General features: G+C 65.3%; 18 protein-coding genes. 3 read left to right on the top strand and 15 right to left on the bottom strand.

Annotated features, from left to right (window positions below):
• The first annotated feature begins 48 nt into the window (after positions 1-48).
• Entirely contained in the window at positions 49-789 is a 741-nt protein-coding gene (locus tag LDO54_RS30830) for an SDR family NAD(P)-dependent oxidoreductase (RefSeq protein ID WP_224015160.1), read from the top strand.
• A gap of 91 nt (positions 790-880) precedes the next feature.
• Here LDO54_RS30830 and LDO54_RS30825 read toward each other — a convergent pair whose 3' ends face one another.
• The 11 genes from LDO54_RS30825 to LDO54_RS30775 all read right to left on the bottom strand — a co-directional run bounded on the left by LDO54_RS30825 (position 881) and on the right by LDO54_RS30775 (position 11,710).
• Positions 881-1,633 carry an SDR family NAD(P)-dependent oxidoreductase gene (locus LDO54_RS30825; RefSeq protein WP_224015158.1) on the bottom strand — a complete coding sequence of 251 codons (753 nt, stop codon included), beginning with the start codon at positions 1,631-1,633 and terminating at the stop codon, positions 881-883.
• 32 nt (positions 1,634-1,665) lie between these two features.
• Positions 1,666-2,799 carry an FAD-dependent oxidoreductase gene (locus LDO54_RS30820; RefSeq protein WP_224015157.1) on the bottom strand — a complete coding sequence of 378 codons (1,134 nt, stop codon included), beginning with the start codon at positions 2,797-2,799 and terminating at the stop codon, positions 1,666-1,668.
• A 60-nt stretch (positions 2,800-2,859) separates the two neighbouring features.
• On the bottom strand, positions 2,860-4,023 hold the full coding sequence (locus tag LDO54_RS30815; protein ID WP_224015155.1) for an alpha/beta hydrolase family protein: 1,164 nt from the start codon (positions 4,021-4,023) through the stop codon (positions 2,860-2,862).
• Positions 4,024-4,060: 37 nt separating this feature from the next.
• The gene (locus tag LDO54_RS30810) at positions 4,061-4,423 is read right to left on the bottom strand and encodes a Rieske (2Fe-2S) protein (protein WP_224015153.1); all 363 of its coding nucleotides are present in this window, start codon (positions 4,421-4,423) and stop codon (positions 4,061-4,063) included.
• Between the two features lie 24 nt (positions 4,424-4,447).
• Positions 4,448-5,380, bottom strand: a complete 933-nt coding sequence (locus LDO54_RS30805) for a VOC family protein (RefSeq protein ID WP_224015151.1) — start codon at positions 5,378-5,380, stop codon at positions 4,448-4,450.
• A gap of 59 nt (positions 5,381-5,439) precedes the next feature.
• The gene (locus LDO54_RS30800; RefSeq protein WP_224015149.1) at positions 5,440-6,384 is read right to left on the bottom strand and encodes an NAD-dependent epimerase/dehydratase family protein; all 945 of its coding nucleotides are present in this window, start codon (positions 6,382-6,384) and stop codon (positions 5,440-5,442) included.
• Positions 6,381-8,255, bottom strand: a complete 1,875-nt coding sequence (locus LDO54_RS30795; RefSeq protein WP_224015148.1) for a phytoene desaturase family protein — start codon at positions 8,253-8,255, stop codon at positions 6,381-6,383. Before LDO54_RS30795 ends, LDO54_RS30800 begins: the two co-directional genes overlap by 4 nt.
• A complete protein-coding gene (locus tag LDO54_RS30790; RefSeq protein WP_224015146.1) occupies positions 8,252-9,277 on the bottom strand; it encodes a fumarylacetoacetate hydrolase family protein in 1,026 nt (341 codons plus the stop codon). The genes LDO54_RS30795 and LDO54_RS30790 overlap by 4 nt, the downstream gene beginning before the upstream one ends.
• Positions 9,278-9,317: 40 nt before the next feature.
• Entirely contained in the window at positions 9,318-10,088 is a 771-nt protein-coding gene (locus tag LDO54_RS30785) for an SDR family NAD(P)-dependent oxidoreductase (protein ID WP_224015137.1), read from the bottom strand.
• Positions 10,089-10,096: 8 nt separating this feature from the next.
• A complete protein-coding gene (locus LDO54_RS30780; RefSeq protein WP_224015135.1) occupies positions 10,097-11,146 on the bottom strand; it encodes an SMP-30/gluconolactonase/LRE family protein in 1,050 nt (349 codons plus the stop codon).
• A gap of 75 nt (positions 11,147-11,221) precedes the next feature.
• Complete coding sequence (locus tag LDO54_RS30775) at positions 11,222-11,710, bottom strand: VOC family protein (protein ID WP_224015133.1); 489 nt, start codon at positions 11,708-11,710, stop codon at positions 11,222-11,224.
• A 156-nt stretch (positions 11,711-11,866) separates the two neighbouring features.
• On the opposite strand from LDO54_RS30775, the gene LDO54_RS30770 reads away from it, so the two are divergent.
• Positions 11,867-12,808: a LysR substrate-binding domain-containing protein gene (locus LDO54_RS30770; protein ID WP_224015131.1), complete on the top strand. Its 942-nt coding sequence runs from the start codon at positions 11,867-11,869 to the stop codon at positions 12,806-12,808.
• Positions 12,809-12,985: 177 nt separating this feature from the next.
• Complete coding sequence (locus LDO54_RS30765; RefSeq protein ID WP_224015129.1) at positions 12,986-14,212, top strand: MFS transporter; 1,227 nt, start codon at positions 12,986-12,988, stop codon at positions 14,210-14,212.
• 161 nt (positions 14,213-14,373) lie between these two features.
• On the opposite strand, the gene LDO54_RS30760 is transcribed toward LDO54_RS30765, so the two are convergent.
• The 4 genes from LDO54_RS30760 to LDO54_RS30745 all read right to left on the bottom strand — a co-directional run bounded on the left by LDO54_RS30760 (position 14,374) and on the right by LDO54_RS30745 (position 18,991).
• A complete protein-coding gene (locus tag LDO54_RS30760) occupies positions 14,374-15,366 on the bottom strand; it encodes a zinc-dependent alcohol dehydrogenase (protein WP_224015127.1) in 993 nt (330 codons plus the stop codon).
• 86 nt (positions 15,367-15,452) lie between these two features.
• Positions 15,453-16,922, bottom strand: a complete 1,470-nt coding sequence (locus LDO54_RS30755) for an NAD-dependent succinate-semialdehyde dehydrogenase (RefSeq protein WP_290371164.1) — start codon at positions 16,920-16,922, stop codon at positions 15,453-15,455.
• 11 nt (positions 16,923-16,933) lie between these two features.
• A complete protein-coding gene (locus tag LDO54_RS30750) occupies positions 16,934-17,944 on the bottom strand; it encodes a dihydrodipicolinate synthase family protein (RefSeq protein WP_224015126.1) in 1,011 nt (336 codons plus the stop codon).
• Between the two features lie 15 nt (positions 17,945-17,959).
• Entirely contained in the window at positions 17,960-18,991 is a 1,032-nt protein-coding gene (locus LDO54_RS30745) for an ornithine cyclodeaminase family protein (protein WP_224015124.1), read from the bottom strand.
• Positions 18,992-19,067 lie beyond the last annotated feature (76 nt).

Genomic DNA, 19,067 nt, shown 5'->3' with positions numbered 1-19,067 from the left:
CGGCATGGAGCATGCGCGCCGCCTGTTTCTTTTAGCGAGCACGATACTATGAACCACACAGGCAGACTCGCCGGCAAGACGGCATTGATCACCGGCGCGGGCAACGGCATTGGCCGCGGTTGCGCGGAACTGTTCGCGAGCGAAGGCGCGCGCGTGATCGCCGTGGACTTGAATCGCGAGGCGCTGTCGGGACTCGATCCTTCCATCGAGTTGCATGGCGGCGTCAATCTCGTGAACGAAGACGAAGTCGGCCGGCTCGTGGCCGGTTTGGAGACGCTCGATATCGTCGTGAACGCCGCCGCGTTCGCGGACTTCGCCTGGATCGAGGACATGAGTTTCGAAGCGTGGCGGCGCACGTTGACGGGCGAACTCGATATCGTGTTTCTGATGTGCCGCGCGGCCTGGCCGCTTCTGAAGAAAAGCGGCGCGGCTTCAATAGTGAATTTTGCGTCGGCCAATGCGCGGCACGCGCTCGATGGATCGCCGGCGCTCGCGCATTGTGCGGGTAAAGGCGGCGTGCTAGCGATGACGCGGCAGCTCGCGATGGAAGGCGCACCTCACGGCATCCGCGCGAATACGATTTCGCCGGGTTTCATTCTGACCGCCGCCACGCGGGCTCACCTCGCGCGCGATCCTGCGATCGAAGCGAAGGTGCTGGAAAAGAACATGCTGAAGCGTCTTGGGGAGCCGGTCGATATCGCGGAGTGCGCGCTCTGGTTGTCCTCCGACGCGGCACGTTATGTGACGGGCGCGGATTTCGCAGTCGATGGCGGCGCTACGGCGTGGTGATGTGGCGGCGCGCACGAAGTCGTGCGCGAAGTTGTGCGTGACGTCGTCGATAAAAAATCGAGGGGCGTCGCCGCCCCTCGATGCATGCCGATCAGAATCCGAAACCGCCGCCGTCCACATTCATCACCTGGCCGGTGACGAAGCGTGCATCGTCGGAAACGAGAAACGCAAGCGCGCCGGTCAGGTCGTCGGGTTCTTCGGTGCGCGGAATGAATTGACGTGCACGCACGGCCTCGAACGCTTCGGGCGGCAGATTCGCCGCGCTGCCCGGATGACGCGTCAATCCCGGTGAGATGGCGTTGACGGTGATGCCATGCGAACCCAGCTCGGAAGCCAATGCGCGCGTGAGCCCGATCACCGCCATCTTGCTGCTGGCATAGGCGCTCATGCCGGGTGGCGGTCCCCACACGGTGCTCGAAGCGAGATTGACAATGCGCCCCCAGCCGCGCTCGATCATGCCGGCGGAAAACGCCTGAGCGAGCAGGAACGGCGCATCCACATTGACGGTCATGATCTGCCGCCACAGCGTTGCGCTGATGGCGCTGAGCGGTGCCATCGGCATGAAAGCCGCGTTGTTGACGAGCACGTCGACCTTGCCGACTCGTTCGAGCACCGATGCCGCAAAGCGGGCGACGTCCGCCGGGTCGCTCAGGTCGCAGGGCAGGGCGATGGCGCGGCGACCCTCGGCTTCGATGCGCGCCGCGAGCGCGTCGCATGCCGCGACGTCGGTCAGCACGAGCGTGTGCCCGGCCGCGGCGAGGCGCAGCGCGAAGGCCGTGCCCAGGCCCCCGGCGGCCCCAGTGACGACCGCGACGCGGTCGTTGTTCGCAGTGAAAGCTGTCATGTCGAATTCCGTAGATTCAAGTGTGTGCCGTTTCAGATCGGCTCGCGCAGCGCCTGGATCGCATTGAACATGGTTTGCGTGTGCTCGTCGCGCGAACCGCCTGCACGTTCGATCTCGCCCAAACGGCCCGAAGCCGACACGACGAGCCGTGCGCGATCGTAGTGGCGGCCCTCGTAGGCGAGCAGCGCGCCTTCGAGCGAGCGTTTGCGGCCCAGTTCGGAGGCGAGCACGAGCGCACCCTCGACGGCGATGCCCGCGCCCGAGGCCAGATGCGGCGTCGTGGCATGCACGGCGTCGCCGAGCAGCACGATGCGCCCGCGATGCCACGGACCTTCGATCATATGCCCCATGAGCGGCCGGTACAAAACGCGATGGTCCTTCAGCGTGCCGTCGAGCAATCCCTCGCGCAGTGCGCCGAGCGGCCCTTCGAATTCTTCGAGCAACTCGGCGAGCATTTGCGGCCACTTGTCCTGCGTGATGAAATCCATGCCCTCACGCTTGTCGAGCACGAACAGATAGCTCTGCGTCGCGCTGATCGGATTCAGGCCGGCCTTGGTGGTCTTGCCCATGTAGATCGACGAGTTCTCGCGCAGCCGCGGAACCACCGCGCGCCACGATCCCTGACCCGTGAACTGCGGCCCCGCGAAATCCGGCTTCACGTAGGGGCGCACGGTGGAGTTCACGCCGTCCGCGCCGATCACGAGATCGTAGCGCTTGCGGCTGCCGTCGGTGAACGTGACGTCTACGCCCTGGGCGTCCTGCGCCAGCTTCTCGAAGCTCACGCCAAGACGCACGTCCGTGCCTGCGCTGCGCGTGGCGTTGGCGAGGATGGCGGCGAGGGCGCTGCGCATGATGCCGGCGGCACCGGGCAGATCGTCGGCGCCGTGAGCCGACGCGATCGGCACAGTGGCCGTGAGTTGCCCGCTGGTGTCGCAGAAGTCGACGGCGCGCCACGAACCGCCCACGCGCAGCACGTCATCGACCACGCCGACTTCGCGCAGTGCGCGCAGCGTTGGCCCGCTGATGGTGATGCCCGCGCCGTCGGGTGCCCACTGGGGATTGAGTTCGACGAGATCGACGTCAATACCTTGCCGGCGCAGCAGGACCGCTGCGCACATACCGCCAATTCCGCCTCCGACGATCAGAACCTTCTCGACGAGTGCCATGGTGTCTCCCGGGATTTATCGTTGCTTCTATGTTTGTTTGTGTGCCAGTGGTCGGTACGCTCAGGCGAGCGTTCCGCCGAGCTGTTCGGCCAGCCAGTCCGCAATGCGGTTACCGGCGTTCAGCGGATTGTCGAGCGAGCTATGTTCGACGCCGCCTTCGCGTTCGGTGAAGATGAAAAGATCTTTCTTCGGACTATTGATCAATTGGTCGAAGGTTTCGTGCGCGTACTTGAGCGGAATCTGGCGATCGTTCTCACCGTGCGTCACGAGAAACGGCACGCGGATGCGATCGAGCACGCCGTTCAGATGCATGTGTTCGGCCTTGGCGAAGAAGTCTTCCTGATCCTTCGCGCCGAATACCCATTGCACGTGCTTCCAGTAATGCGGCACGGGATTTTCGCCTTCGCGCTTCAGGCGTGCCTGCTGCACCGCGCGCCAGTCGTGGTTGGCGCCCCACACGGCACCGCAGGCGAAGCGCGGCTCGAACGCGACCGCGCGCGGGCAGTAATAGCCGCCCAGGGATACACCGAGTGCGCCGATACGGCTCGCATCGACTTCCTCGTGCCGTTCGAGCCAGTCGACGATCGGCGCGGCCCAGATCTCGGTGTTGTGCACGGCGGGGAGTTCCTGCAGGCGCAAGGCCTCGCCGGTGCCGGGCTGGTCAACGAATAGCGCGGAGAGGCCGCGTCGCGCGAACATCGTTCCCATCACGCTTTTTTGCAGCATCTCCTTGGTGGAATCGAGTCCGTTCATCACCACGACCACGGGTGCGCGCTGGCCGGGTTGCAGGCCTTCGGCACGCACGTAAAGTGCGGCGAGATGCGTGTTGCCGTACGGGATTTCCACGCGCGTGCAATTCTCGCGGCCCAGCGTGCGGCCACGTTCGAATTGCTCGAGCGAGCGCCGATAGATAGCGAGCCGGGCTTCGAAGCCATGTGCCTGCATGCGTTCCGCCACGCCGTAATAAAGTCCTGCGCGCGCGTATTTTTCTCCGGCGGAAAGGGCGTGGCCACGCGTGACATCCTCGTCGGCGAGTGCGGAGAGTTTGTCTGCGCCCGCCTTCCATGCCTCGTAGAACGCGACCGTGCCGGGATCGTCGCCGCCCAGCGCGGCGTCGCGCAGCGGGGCGCACATGGCATCGACCTCGCCGATGTTGCCGCCATGCGTGAGGGCGATCATCGTCGAGAGGCTCCACACGTAATTGGTGGGAAAGTACTGGAACATGGTGGTATTCGTCCGGTAGTGAATCGGTGGTTCTGTTTCAGTCGAATATCGAAGGCAGCTCGGCGGCGATCCACACTTCGCCGTTCTCGACGCGCGCCGGCACCTTCACGAGCGACTGGCCGGCGCACGGTCCCGCGAAACAATGGCCCGTGCGGATGTCGAAATGTGCCGAATGCGCGTAGCAGACGATGTGCGTGCCGTCACCCGAAAGAAAGCGGTCCTGGCGGTATTCCATCGGGCGATGTTCGTGCGGGCAGTCGTTGAGCCACACGAACACCTCGTCGCCCTGGCGCACCACGCACAAACGATCGTCGAGGCCTTCGCGCAGCAAACCGCGCGAGCCGCCGTCGGGGATGTCGTCGAGCGCGCAAAGGAAGCGTTCTTCAGCGTGCGCAGTCATGCTTGCGTTGCCTCGTTCGCGCATTTATTCGCCCGGCGCCCATTTGTTGCGGGCCTCGAACAGGAAGATTTGCGAGTTGTCGGCGCCGGGGTCGACGGCGCGCGGGGTCCAGTTGTCGTCGTGCAGATCCATGTCGGCGTCGAACTCGATCGTCGCGCCGAACGGGCTGTTGAAATACCAGAAGTAGTTGCTGCCGAGTGCGTGGCGTCCCGGTCCCCAGAAGCTCTTGTAGCCCTTCTTCACGAAGTTCCAGCCGTGCTGCAGCACTTCGCCCGACGAGCCGAGGTGGAAGGTGAAGTGATTGCAGCCGATCATGTGATCGTTCTGGCTTTCGATCATGAAGAGGGTGTGATGGTCGTTCGTGCCCGCGGGGCGCATGAACGGACCGAGGTGATTGAAGCGGTCGGTCACGATGAAGCCGAGACGCGCGTAGAACGCTTCGGCCTTCTTCACGTCGTCGACGAAATACACGACGTGCGAAAGCGTGCGCGGCTTGATGGTTTCGTCGGGGTTCGCGGCACAGTCGTTGGGCGCGCGGCCCGGCGGCTGGCCGGGCACGTTGAAGCCCAGGTAACGCGCTTCGTAGGGACGCCGCCGCGTGACCATGAACGCGACGCCGAAGCCCGCGTCGTCCATGCAGTGCACGGTGCCGTCTTCGTCCACGCGCACCTCGCGTTCCGCTTCCAGATGTGCGCGGATCGTGGCGAGCGTGTCGGCGTTATCGACGCCATAGACCGTTTCGCGCAGGCAGGGCGTGGCCGCTTTGGGCGGCAGCGGCGGCAAGCCCGGATCGTCGGCGGCACGCATCACGAGGCCCGTGCCGTCGAGTGCCGCGAAGACGCCGCCGCGCACGGGGTCGTATTCGACTTCGTCAAGGCCGTAGTCGAGCAGGTACTGGCGTGCTCCCGCCATGTCGTCGATGCCGAAGACGAGGTATTCGAGTCCAACGATCTGCATGATAAGGAATCCTTTTTGTTGGTTGCGCCGCGCGACCGGGGCGCGGCGAAGCCGGGTGTTCAATGGGCGATGGCGCGTTCGATCAGTTGTTCGACGGTGCCGTCGTGACGCAGGCCGAGCTGCTCGGCTTGCGGCGTGTAAAGCGGCGGATAGGCCGCGAACAGCCGCTCGATGAACGGATCGGGCGCATAGGTCACGAGCGCCTTGCGTTCACTGCCGAAGCGCGCGGCCAGGGCGTCGACGACTTCGGCGATGGTCAGGCGCAGCACCGGCATCTGATAGCAGCGCCGCGCGTTGAAACGTTCCGCGTCGACGGTCGCCGCGTGCAGCAGGTTGTCGACGCACGCGCCCACCGAAATCCACCACGCCACGCCCTCGGGCGAGACGGGCACGGTGAGCGCTTCGTTCGCGGCCAGCTTCCAGAAGAGTTGGCTCATGAACGCCGACATCATCCCCGCACCGTCGCCCGGCCGCGCGACCACGCCCGGCAGCCGCAGCGAGCAGCCCTGGACCCAGCCGAGGCGCGTGGCGTCGGCGACCAGCGCTTCGCCCATCAGCTTGTGCGCGCCGTAGCTCAGCGCCGGTGCGGGCAGGGTATGTTCGTCGACGAACTCGGGCAGCTTCTCGCCATACACGGCCACCGTGCTGGCGAACACGAAACGCGGCGCACGCGGCTGGCCGCGCAGATCTTCGAGCAGGCCGAGCGTGGCATCCAGATTGATCGCGCGGCCGAGTGCGTAGTCGCGCTCCGCGGCGCCGCCAGGAATGCTCGCAAGATGGAACACGGCGTCGACGGGCGAGGCATACGCCTGCGCGCGAATTTGCGCATCGGCGATGCTGCCGGCGATCTGATTGACGCGCGAATCCGTGGGCGCGGCGTCGAAGCCGATATCGAGCAGCGTGAGCTTCGAAACTGCGCGCCCGCCGAGGCCATCAGCGAGCAGCCGCTTGACGAGCGCGCGCCCTACGAACCCTTGCGCGCCAGTGACGACGACATGGCTCATTCTTCGGCTCCCTTGCGAAACGGCAGCGTCGCGAGGAAGGCGAGTCGCGAAGCACCGAGCATCTTCAATCCGGCACGCGCCGAAGCGGCGTCGAGACGGGCTTCCATCGGCATGGTGCCGAAGCTCTTGCCCTTGATGACGAGTTCGTTGCCCACGCGTTCCAGCGACTCCACGTGCATGAGTTCTTCATCGGCGGGACCACGCAGCACCATGCCTTCTTTCTTCGGCGCGTGGCTGCTCGCGCCGTTGGCCGTGGCGGGCACGCCGCTGTCCTGGCGCGCGCCCTTCGCGACGCTGCCGAAGTCCATGCCGAGCTGCTCGAACATCCTGATCGCCGTGGCGCGGCCCGCGCCGTACACGCCGCCGCCCGGATGCTGGAACGGACCTGCGAGATAGAGGCGCTCGACGCCGGGCACGGTGAACTGGCCGAGGTCGGGCGTGGGGCGATGGCCCGCGCTTTGATAGAAGTAGGGCGCCACGCCGTGCAGGTCGCCGCGCATCATGCTGTTCGGGCTCGAACGTTCGAGATCGACGGGACTCACGATGCTGCGCGCGACGATGTTCTCGCTCGTGAGGTTCGACACGAACTTGCGATAGTGCTCAAGCGAGAGGTCGCCGATCTCTTCCTTGAATTCGTCCCAGTGACGGCCGGCCCAGCGCGGGTCCTTCACGCTGTACGGCGCGAACGTGATGCCATGGAACATGCCCTTGCCCGCGGGCACGCGCGTCTTGTCGCCAATGCTTTCGTCGCCGCCCGCGCACAGACGGCGCTCGGTGATGAGGCCGCGCTTGAGGTCGTCGAAGTCGGCGAGCATGTCGTCGAGCTTGTCGGTCGCCATGAATTCGAGCATGGTGGCGTAGCCGACTTCCTCGCCCGCGTAATAGCGCGCGTTTTCCTTGAGGTCGTAGTGGCTCACCATGATCGAGAAGGGGGCGAGCGTGGCGCGCTCCGCGCGCTTGAGCACCGGCTCGGGAACGCCTTCCACGAAGCGGCGGATCACATGCGGATGAAGCGCGCCGATCACCGCGTCCTTCGCGAGTATCGTTTCGCCGCTCGCGAGCTGCACGCCGCTGGCGCGCCCGGCGCTCGTGAGGATCTTCGAGACTTCCGCGTTGCAGCGCACTTCGCCGCCATACGATTCGATGCAGCGCACGAGCGATTCCGTGAGCTTGCCGCTGCCGCCAATGGGCTGCGAAACCCCATACGTGTGAATGATGCCCGGCATCAACAGCACACCCATGCCGGTGCCGAGTTCGTTGGGCGCCTGAAGGTTCTCGCTCACGAGGCGCAGCAAATGAATCTTGATCTTGTCGCTCTCGTAGAGTTGATTCACGAGATCGAGGCAGTCGCGATTCATGTAGTCGAGCATGAGGCGGCCTTCGTCGCTGCGGTCGAGCATCGCGACGAGTTCGCCCAGCGGCGGCGGCGGCGAGTAGAGGCCCGGCATGAACATCTGCAGGACCTGCTGGCTCATCTTCACGAATTCGCGGTACGTGTCCGCGTCTTTCTGCGAAATCTTCGCGAAGCATTCGCAGGTCTTGTCGATGTCCTTGTAGGTGAACAGCACCGACTGATCGGGAAAGACAGTTGCGTGCGGCACCGGCGAATAGTGGTACTTCAGGCCGTGTTCCGAAAGCAGGCCAAGCTCGTCCTGGCGCAGCATCGGATTGCCCTGAATCATGATGTGCACGCTCGAATGCTCGTCATGCCAGTAACCCGGCGTGTTCAGTTCGCGCGTGCTCACGCCGCCGCCCGCCCATGCCTTGCGTTCGAGCACGAGCACTTTCTTGCCCGCCTTCGCGAGATACGCGGCGGCGACGAGGCCGTTGTGACCCGCGCCCATCGCGACGATATCGTATTGCTCGCTCATGCCTTGCTCCCTGCCTGTTCTGCCGATGTTTGCTGATTCACGTAAGTCGCTTGCACGAAGCGATGATCGATGGCGCCGAAGATCGACTGCTGGTCCGGGCCCTTCATTTCGAAGCGCAGGCGTTCGCCGAAGCGCAGCCACGGCGTGCGCGATTCGCCGTGGTCGAGTGTTTCGATGGCGCGTTGCTCCGCGAGGCACGCGGAACCCGTCGCCTGATAATCGACGTTGGAAAACGTGCCCGAGCCGAGCAGCATGCCCGCGCGCAGATTGCGGTTGTAAGCGATGTAGGCGATCAGCTCATGAAAGCCGAAACTCATTTCGCGGCCGTTCGGCGCGCCGAAACGCACGCCGTTGCGCGCGACTTCCAGGTCGAGCTGCACGCGGCCGTCGCGCCATGCTTCGCCGAGTTCGTCGGGCGTGACGGCCACGGGTGCGAACGCCGTTGCGGGTTTCGCGAGAATGAAGCCGAAGCCCATGCCGAGTTCGCGGAAGAGGTGCTTGCGCATGCTCACGTCGTTGAACAGCGTGACGAGGCGCACGTGTGCGAGCGCGTCGTCGGCGCGCGTGCCCATCGGCACGTCGCCGAGAATCACGCCTACTTCGCCTTCGAAGTCGCAGTTGTCGGCTTCGTCGGGGAAGGCGTAGTCGTCGTGCGGGCCCGCGAAGTCATCGGCCTGACGCTGGATCAGCACGGGAATCGACGGGTCCGATTTCTTCTCCGGGTGATACGCCTGCGTCATGATGCGGCCGTGATTGAGGAAGGCCGAAGCGTCGATGAACTGATGCGTGCGCGGCAGCGGCGCGGTGCAGGCGTGCGCGTCGAAGTCGAATGCCTGGGCGGCCTCGCCGTTGTTGAGCGCGTCGTAGAGCGCCTGCAAGGCCGGTGCTGCGTGCGTCCAGTCGTCGAGCGCGGCGCGCAGCGTCGGGGCAATCGCGCTTGCGCGAACCGCACGGAGAAGATCGCGCGAGACGACGATCAGGCTGCCATCGGGATGACCGGTGTTGAGCGACGCGAGTTTCATGTGGGCTGTCTCCTTCGTTGTCTCTTGAGTGTTGTCTTTTTTAACGCAGCGGCCGGCCGCCGTCGACAGGCAGCACGCAGCCGGTGGTGAAGCGCAGGTCGCGCGCGGCGGCCAGCACGGCTTGCGCGATTTCCTGCGGATCGGCCAGACGCCCGAGCGGGGTGCGTGCCGCCTGCTCGTCGCGCCATGCGGTGTCCATCGACTTGACGAACTCGGTGTCGACGAGCCCCGGCGACACCGAAACCACGCGAATTTGCGGGGCGAGCGCACGCGCCAGCGATTTCGTGAGGTTGTCCAGCGCCGCCTTCGACGCGCAATAAATCACATTGCTGCCCATGGCCGTTTGCGCCGCGATCGACGAGATGTTGACGACGACCGCGCCGCCCGCAAGCCCGCTTTTGTCCAGCAGCGGACGCAGCGCGCGCACCATCGCGAAGGGGCCGCGCACGTTGGTCGCGAGCACGTCGTCGATGAGGGCGTCGTTCATGCCGTCGAGGTCGTCGTGCGCGACGAAGCGCGTCGTGCCGGCACAGTTCACGAGCACGTCGCAGCGGCCGTAGTGCGTGGCGACGGCATCGGCGAGACGGGCGAGCGCGGCGCTGTCCGTCACGGGCGCGGCGAGCGCGCGATGACCCGCGCCATCGAGCTGCGCGACGAGCGCTTGCGCGGCTTCGGCCGAGCTGCGATATCCGGCGACGACGGCGCAGCCGGCCTGCGCGAGCGTGCGGCAGATCTGCTCGCCCAGGCCGCCCGTCGCACCGGTCACGAGCGCGACCGGGCGCTCGCCTGAAAGGGTGGTGAAATTCGTCATGCGGGTTCTCAAGCCGGGGTGGCGCGCGTGGGTTGCCAGTGTGCGAGCGGCAGGCCGGGCACGGGCGAGCGGAACGTCGCGAGCGTGGTGCCGCCGAGGCTGCCGAGATACACCGTGCGCAGGTCCGCGCCGCCGAACGTGATGCTCGCCATCATCGGCGCGAGCGCGCCACGGCAGGCGCCCATCAGTTCGGGCGTGGTCGTGCCGTCGCGGTAGTGGGTTTCGTAGCGCGCGATCGCCTCGGGATTGCCGTCGTCGAGCAGCGTGAGCACCTCGCCGTCGGGCGTGAGCGCGATGAGTTTTTCGTTGAGGATGAGCGTGATCCAGAGATTGCCGTAAGCGTCGAACGCGAAGCCATCGGGAAAGCCGCCGAGATCGGACGGACCGTAGATCTCGCGATCGGTGAGCGAGCCGTCGTCCTGCACACGCAGGCGCGAAATGCGGCGCGCGTTGGTTTCCACGACGTAGAGCCATTCCTCGTTCGCGTCGAGCCGGATCTCGTTGGTGCCGACAAAGCCGTCCGCGACGATGCGGATGCCATGCTCGTCGATCAAGCCCACGTAGCCGTCGGCGGTCTTCTCGTTGATCGAGCGCGTCCACGGCACCTGGCGCGTGGTCACGGTGAACCAGATGCGCCCGCGCGTATCGGTGAGCACGAAGTTGGTCTTGCCGAGCGGCTCGCCGTCGATGCGGTCGTAGAGCGTGCGCGAGGCGCCGTCGCGCGTCATCAGCTCGATGGCGTCGGTGCCGAAGTTCGCGATCACGATATTGCCGTCGCGGTCGAAGGCGAGGCCGTTGGGCAGCGTGCCGCCCATCATGAGTTGCGCCGCGTTCTGCGAAGAAGGCTGACCGGCCCGCTCATGTTCGCCTCGTTGCGCAATCAGTGTCTGCGTGCCATCGGGCGCGATTTTCATGACGCCGCCGCGCGCGTCGGCGGTCCACAGCGTGCCGTCCGGTTCGGCGAGAATGCATTCGGGGCGCAGCAGGTCCTTTCCCATCCACTGGATGTCGTTGCGGCTGAGCTGCCAGCCGTGAAGCGGATTATGCGAAGTCGTCATGGGAACGTGTGTGCGTAAGCCAGTGAAGGAAAGATTGAGTAATAAGCCGGCGGGCAAAGACTTCGGCGAATGAAATCAGCGCGCGGCGCGATCGGCGGCGAACGGTTCGAGCAACTCGATCAGATTGCCGGCCACGTCGCGAATGAAGGCCGTGGGATTGCCGTCCACGTTCAACTCGTACGCGATGTCGGCGCCCGCGCCACGCAGCGCAGCCACGGCGGAGCGCACGTCGGGGACTTCGAAGCACATATGCTTGTTGCCGTGCGTGCGCAGATCGAGATTCGGCTCGCGGCGATCGTCCGGCAGCGGCGCGGCGCCCGGCACTTCGAACAGCTCGATGCGATAGTGATCGCGGCGCGCGAAGGCGATCCGTGCAGGAATCTTTTCGATGTGGAGCTGTTGCTCCAGCGTGAAGCCGAGCATGCGGCCATACCAGTCCACTGCGGCGTCGAGATCGGGCACGCTGATGCCGAAATGATGGGGTCGCAACGCAGGCAGCAGCGGCTGCGTGTGTTGCGAAGGCAGGCTCGACTCGTGATGCTCCATGCCAGACAGTGTCTGCATAATGGGTGTCTCCGGCTGTGTGCCGGGCCGCTGCGCGTGGCGACGTCCGGCATTCGTTTGAATGCCCTTACTGTAGGGCGATTCAATTGTCGAAACCATCAATTCCTAGTGGAAACACGCATTGATGCGATCGGATGCTCGCGGGATAGTGCGCCCATGAGACTGGGTCACTTCGACATGAATCTGCTGGTTGCGCTCGATGCGCTGCTCGACACGCGCAGCGTCACGCGCGCAAGCGAGCGGCTCCACATCGGCGCGTCGGCAACGAGCAGCGCGCTGGGACGTTTGCGCGAATATTTCAACGATCCGCTGCTGATGCAAGTGGGGCGGCGCATGGAACTCACGTCGCTTGGGCGCAGCCTCGCCCAGCCGGTGCGGGAGATTCTGCTGAGCGTGCAATCGACCGTGGTCGCGCGGCTGGAGTTCGACCCCGCGCAGGCGCAGCGCAACTTTGTCATTCGGGCGTCCGATTATCTGACGACGGTATTGCTCATCGATGTGGTGCAGCGGCTGCAACGCGAGGCGCCCGGCATCACGCTGCACATCGCCAACATGACCGACGACGTGCCCGAGCGGCTGGATCGCGGAGAACTCGATCTCGTCATTTATCCGAGCGTGTCGGTCGATCCCGACCATCCCTCGCAGGCGCTGTTTGAAGAGACGTATAGCTGCGTGGTATGGGAGGGGAATCCGCTTGTGGGCGAATCGCTCACGCAGCAGCAATATAGCGAGCTGGGCCACGTCGCCGCGACGTTCGGCGACAGCCGCAGCGCGAGCGTCGAAGGCTTCCTGCTCGCGAGCCGCGGCATCACCCGCAGGATCGAGGTGACGACCACCAATTTCAGCACGTTGCCGCAACTGGTCCTCGGCACGACGCGCATCGCGACGGTGCTCACGCGGCTGGCGAAAATCTACGCCCACTTTTTGCCGCTGCGTGTCTTGCCGCTGCCGATGGAGCTGCCGCCGCTCGTCGAGATGATGCAGTGGCATGCGATCAACGACGGCGACCCCGCGCACGCATGGCTGCGGCGCGTGCTGCTGGAACAGGCGCAGGCCAGTGCGCACGCGCCCGGCGCGGCGCTCGGGCAACGCGGCTGAGGTCCGCGAGACATCGATTCGGCTGCGTTGATTCGACGACATCAAATGGTCTTGTCGACGCAATCTGATTGTGTCGTAACGTCGCGGCCGGAATCATTCGTCTCACACAAACGGGAAGTTCGCGCGTCGCCCGTGCAGCGTAGCGTGCCCCACTTCAGATAAAACGGAGACGATTTCATGCATGTCCAGACAGAACGGCGCACGGGTGCGCCGGCCAACCGGGAAGCGAACGTTTTTCATGCGTTCATCCTGCTGAGTACGGTGATTTGTGGCACGCTCGCGCCGACCGTGATCGGCCCGGTGCTGCCCGAAATGCAGCGGCATTTCGCCGATGTGGCGGGTATCGAAACGCTGGTGCCTGTGGTGGTGACGATGCCGATGCTCGTGCTCGGCGCGCTGGCGATGGTGATCGGCGCCATCAGCGACAAGGTGGGGCGCAAGCGCGTGCTGGTCGGCTCGCTGGTGCTGTATGCCATCGCGGGCACCGCGCCGCTCTATCTCGACTCGATCCACGCGATTCTCGCGAGCCGCGCGCTGGTCGGTCTCGCCGAGGCCGCGGCGATGACGGTGAGCACGTCGTTCATCGGCGACCTGTTCACGGGGTCGCGACGCGACCGCTATGCGGCCTTGCAGATCACGGTCGCCTCGACCTCGGCCTTCGTGTTCAACCTGATGGGCGGCATGCTGGGCGCCTATGGGTGGCGCGCGCCGTTCGTCGCGTACGCGCTGCCGCTGCTGCTCGCACCGCTCGTGCAGATCTTTATCTGGGACACGCGCGCGGCACTCACCGAAGCCCATGCGCGCGCCGCTGCCGACGAACCCGTGTTCCGGCCCTGGCTCCTCGCGCTGATCTGCCTCGCGGCATTCGGCGTGGGTCTCGTGTTCATGATCGTGCCGGTGCATCTTTCGTTCATGCTCGTCCAGCTCGGAGTGCATTCGACGAGCGCGATCGGCTTCGCCTATGCGGTGAACAGCGCGGCCATCATCGTCGGTACGCTCTGCTTCGGCTGGGTGCTCGCCAGCCGCTGCACGGTGCTGCAGCAGTTCGTGCTGGGCACGTTGGTGTGCGGGCTCGGGTTCGTCTGCATGGGCACGGCGCACGACGAGACGATGCTCACGGTGGGTGGTGCGATCAATGGCGTCGGCTGCGGTATCGTGCTGCCCGCACTGGTCAGCTGGGGACTGCGCTCGCTGCCGTTCTCGCGGCGCGGGTTCGGTACGGGCGCCTTCACGGCCGCGCAGTTCATCGGCTACTTCTGCAGCCCGATCATCGTCATGGGCATGGTCATGCACTCGGGTTCGCGCTTTGCGGTCGTGCAGACCTGGGGGATCGCGCTGTTCGTGCTCGCGGCTGTGTGCCTGGCGGTGCCGCTGCTGCGCGTGCGTCGCCTGAAACTCGGCTGAGCGAGAGCGGGTTGGCTTGGACCCGCTGGATTCATAGCTCACTGAGAGCCCACTGAGAGCCCACTGAAAAGGGGCCCGGAGCGCGAAAGCGCGACGGGCCCCTTGGCATTTAAGGCAACCGGAACTCGACGGCGTTCCGGTGCAGTGGTATGGAAGGTCGCTCAGTCATCGCGCCAACGAAACAGCGGCGCGATGAGCGTGCGATCGCGATCGAGTACGCGGCGGTAAACCTCCGGCGCATCGTCGGGAGCGAAGGGCGTATCGAGGAGGTGGCCGATATCGACGACTCCGGCTTCCACCAGCCGCAGGTAGGTGCGGGTGCTCTGGCGCGCCAGCGTCGGCTGACTGTTCACATAGCCGCCGATCAGGTGCAGGCCTTTGCCGAAAATAGCCCCGTAATCGAGGCACATCGAGCCGGCGTAGCCCGTGGAGAGTATGACGGTGGCCCCGGGCGCGGCGGCGCGTAGCGCGGTGTTCGTCCCGGAGACGTGGCCGGAGAGGTCGATCATGCGGGAGAGGCCGCCGGTGCGTTCGAGCCATGCCTGTAACGCGGGCTCGTCGGCCGGATCGAGGGCTTCCGTGGCACCGGCCGCCAGGGCCGAGGCGAGGCGCGACGGCACGAGGTCGAAGGCGACGATAGGCGAAGCCCCGGAAGCGCGCGCGAACTGGACCGCGAGATTGCCGATCGGGCCCTGGCCCACGATTCCTATGGAGTCCGATAGTTCGACGTGCGCGAGCTTGACCATCATCGCTGCGGTCTGACCGAGGATGAAGAAGGCGGCTTGTTCGAAGGACACGCCATCGGGAATCCGATCGACGTCCGAGGCGCGTGTGAGGGTATGGGCGGCGTGCGCGCCGATCGGGCGGCCGAGATGGTCGAAGCCCGAGACGATACGATCCCCGGGCCTGAAATGCTCGACGCCTTCTCCAACGGCTACGATGCGCCCCACGCGGGAATAACCCGGCACAAAGGGGAACGTCGTTTCCAGCACATGATGCGATTCGTCGCTCGACAGCCATTCGGCTTCGGTTCCGGGGCTCACCGCGCTGAGGACATTCTCCACCAGCACTTCACCGGGGCCCGGCTGTCCGATTTCCACTTCCTGCAGTTCGACGGCGCGAGGGCTCGTCCAGACGATGGCTTTTGATTTCACTTTTCCTGCGTCTCCTGGCATCGACAAAAAGTCCGGGCGCGGGACGCAGGTGAAGCGGGCTTGACGAGCGTCCCCGCGCAATGGGGCTAGAGGCCTCCGAGGGCCACGTATTTCATTTCGATGTAGTCATCGATTCCGTATTTCGAACCCTCGCGGCCGAGTCCCGATGTCTTGACCCCGCCGAAAGGCGCGACTTCCGTCGAGATCAGGCCTTCGTTGACGCCGACCATGCCGAACTCCAGCGCTTCGGTAACGCGGAAGACGCGGCCGATGTCACGCGTATAGACGTAGCTGGCAAGGCCGAACGGCGTGTCGTTGGCGAGCGCGATGACTTCTTCTTCGCTCTCGAAACGGAATAGCGGCGCCACGGGGCCGAAGGTTTCGTCGCTGAAAATCTCCGCATTGCGCGGCACATCGGTGAGCACGGTCGGTTCGAAGAACGTGCCGCCGAGTGAGTGGCGTTGGCCTCCGGTCGCGATCCTTGCGCCCTTCGCGACGGCATCGGCAATGTGATCTTCGACCTTGCGAACGGCCTCCTCGTTGATGAGGGGGCCTTGCACGACACCGGCTTCGAGTCCGTTGCCGACCTTGAGGCGAGCGGTTTCCTCCGCGAGTCGCTGCGCGAACCGGTCGTAGATGCCGGACTGCACGAAAAGACGGTTGGCTGCGATGCAGGCCTGGCCGGTATTGCGGTACTTCGCGGCGAGTGCGCCCTTGACGGCGGCTTCGAGGTCGGCGTCGTCGAACACGATAAACGGCGCGTTGCCACCCAGTTCCATGCTGGTCTTCTTGATCGTGGGCGCGCACTGCGCGAGCAGTTGCGCGCCGACTTCCGTCGAACCGGTGAAGGACAGTTTGCGTACCGTGGCGCTCGACGTGATTTCCGCGCCGATGGCGCGCGCGGAACCCGTGACGATATTGCAGACACCCTTCGGAAGACCCGCGCGCTCGGCCAGCACGCCGAGCGCCAGCGCCGATAGCGGCGTCTGGCTGGCCGGCTTGATGACGCCGGCGCAGCCGGCCGCCCAGCCGGGGCCTGCCTTGCGGGTGATCATCGCCGAGGGGAAGTTCCACGGCGTGATGGCCGCGAAGACGCCGATCGGCGCCTTCTGGACGAGAATGCGGCGGCCTTCGGCGTTGTGCGGAATGATGTCGCCGTACACCCGCTTGGCCTCCTCGGCGAACCATTCGATGAATCCCGCCGCATACAGGATTTCGGCGCGGGCTTCGGCAATCGGCTTGCCTTGCTCCGCGGTCATGATGAGCGCGAGATCGTCGATGTGCGCGTGCATGAGATCGAAGAGCGTGCGCAGCACCTGCGCGCGGTGCCTGGGGAGCGCCGCGCGCCAGCCGCGCATGGCGACCTCTGCCGCCGCGATGGCGCGCCGGGTTTCCGCGGCGCCTCCGTTGGGTACGCGCGCCACCAGTTCGCCCGTTGCCGGGTTGCGCACGTCCAGCGTCTGGCCGTTGTCGGCCTGCACCCAGGCTCCGTCGATCAGCATGGCCTGGCGCAGAAGGTCCCTGTCTTTCAGGGGCAGCAGAACAGCTTGGGTCATGGCATGCTCCGTCATTCGGGATGACGGCCGACGAAGAACGCCTCGTCGGGATCGCTCGTGGGATTCAGTCCCGACGCTTCCTGGCCGCGCCGCAAGGCCGCCATATCGCGCGAATAGAGGCGGGCGGTGGGATGGCGCAGCGGGCCGCCGTTATACCCCTGGAGCCAGCTTTCGTATTTCCACATCACCCGGTTGATCAGGCCGTTGCCGCCCTGCGGCACGCTGCTGAACGCCTTGCGCGCCGCATCGAGACGATAGAACCATTGCGTGGCTTCGTCGAACTTGCCTTCCTGCACGAGGTTGAAAATTTTCGGCAGCGCAGATCCGTAGTACGCCGAAAAATTCGTGCCGCAAAACTGGATGGGGATGATCTGCGAGAGCGGGATGTACTCCCACTCGATCGGCAGGGAAATCACGACTTCCTTGTGAAACGCCCGGTGCACTTCGATCGCCGACATGATGTGGGGCATGCCGCCTTCGGCCTTGATCGCGACGACATTCGGGCAATCGTCGATGAGCCGGCGCAGCAACGGGATCGGCAGGTCGGACGGATGCAGGCGCGAGAAGCCCCAGGTCGGAATGGGGAACAGCATGACCGCGAGATTCGTCGCATCGCACAGCGCGCGCGTGTAGTTGTACACGTCTTCGTACGACTGCGGATAAAAGAACGGCGGATAGCCGAGCAGCACGAGTTCCGCACCCGCGGCTTCGGCGCGCTTCACGGCCTCGATATTGTCTTCGAGCGTGTTGAAGACGGCCTGATGGACCACGAAGATGCGGCCATTCGCCTGCTCGACCATGACGCGGGTGAATTGCTCGTATTCGTCGGGCGTGACCGCCACTTCCGAGCAGGCCAGCGCACCGGCAAAGCCGTGACCGATGGTGGTTTCCACGTCGTGCCGGATGGCCTTTTCGTTCAGGCGCTTGAAGTCGGACGTCATCGTCGGGATCACGACGTTGGCGACGCCGCGCAGATGTTCGCGCGCCCATTCACGGGCTTCGTGGCGATGATAGCGAGCCATGAGAATTTTCCTTTTTCAGTGTTTGGTTTCGAAGGCAATCGGCAGCGGCGTAGCGAGTCCCGCTTCAAGCGCCTTGCTCAGAATGAGTTCGGCAACGACGATGTCCTGAAGGCCGCCGCCGACCGACTTGAAGAGGGGCGCCCTGGCCGCTTTCACCCGTTCGTCGTGTGCGCCGCTCATGAGGTCCGTGAGGCTCAGGGCTTTGTCGTGGAACGCGATGCCCGCGTGGCGGGCGGCGATCATGTCGCCCGTCTGTTCGAGCACTTCTTCGAGCATGTCGCCGACGATCAGGTCGCTGCGCTCGACGACCGACACATCGATTTCGCGCTGTTCGGGAACGGTCGATCCGATCGAGACGACCACGCTGCCGGGTTGAAGCCAGTTGCCGTACAGGATCGGCTGCTCGTCGCGCGAACGTGCCGCGGCGAGGACCAGATCGGCGCCTTCGACGGCTTCCTGCGCGCTCGCGGCGCTCCGGCAGGGCACGCCGAGATCCTGCGTCACGGCCTGCGCGAAGGCCTCGCGCCGGTCGGCGGATGGGCTGAATACGGTGACTTCGGCGAGTTGCCGCACGGCTGCGAACGCGCGCGTGTGCATGGACGCCTCCAGCCCGCTGCCGAGCACGGCGAGACGCAATGGGCGTTGCGGCGCGAGGCGGTCCAGCGCGGCAGCGGAGGTCGCCGCCGTACGGAATCCCGTGATCTGGTTGGCGTCGACGAAGGCCGCGAGACGGCTGGTCTCCTGATCGTAGAGGACAACGACATATTCGACGCCAGAGGACGGCGAGCGCGTGGCCATGCCCATGAGCTTCGCGCCGTAGTAGCGGCCGCCCGGCGGGATGGCCGGGAGCGTGCGCAGCCATGTGCCGTCTGCGCGGGCGATGGTGCGCGGCGGCGTGGCGCCGGTCGAGAGGGGCTGACTGTAGGTTCGCTGGATTGCGCGGATGGCGTCTTCCCATCGGAAGACGGCGCGGGCGGCATCGCCGGAAACAAACACCGGAGATGGAAGGGCTTGAGTCATTCGGCAGGTTCCTGTGGAGGCGGTCACGGCAGCGCGCGGGCACGCCGGATTGCGACGATCGCGGGCTAGGGCTCGAAACTCCGCATGCGCCCTGGAACATGTC

The sequence above is a fragment of the Paraburkholderia tropica genome (genome assembly GCF_914484835.1).
In the GTDB taxonomy this organism is placed as follows: domain Bacteria; phylum Pseudomonadota; class Gammaproteobacteria; order Burkholderiales; family Burkholderiaceae; genus Paraburkholderia; species Paraburkholderia tropica_A.
Note: the sequence above shows the minus strand (reverse complement) of the source record. Positions and strands in the feature narration are given on the sequence as shown.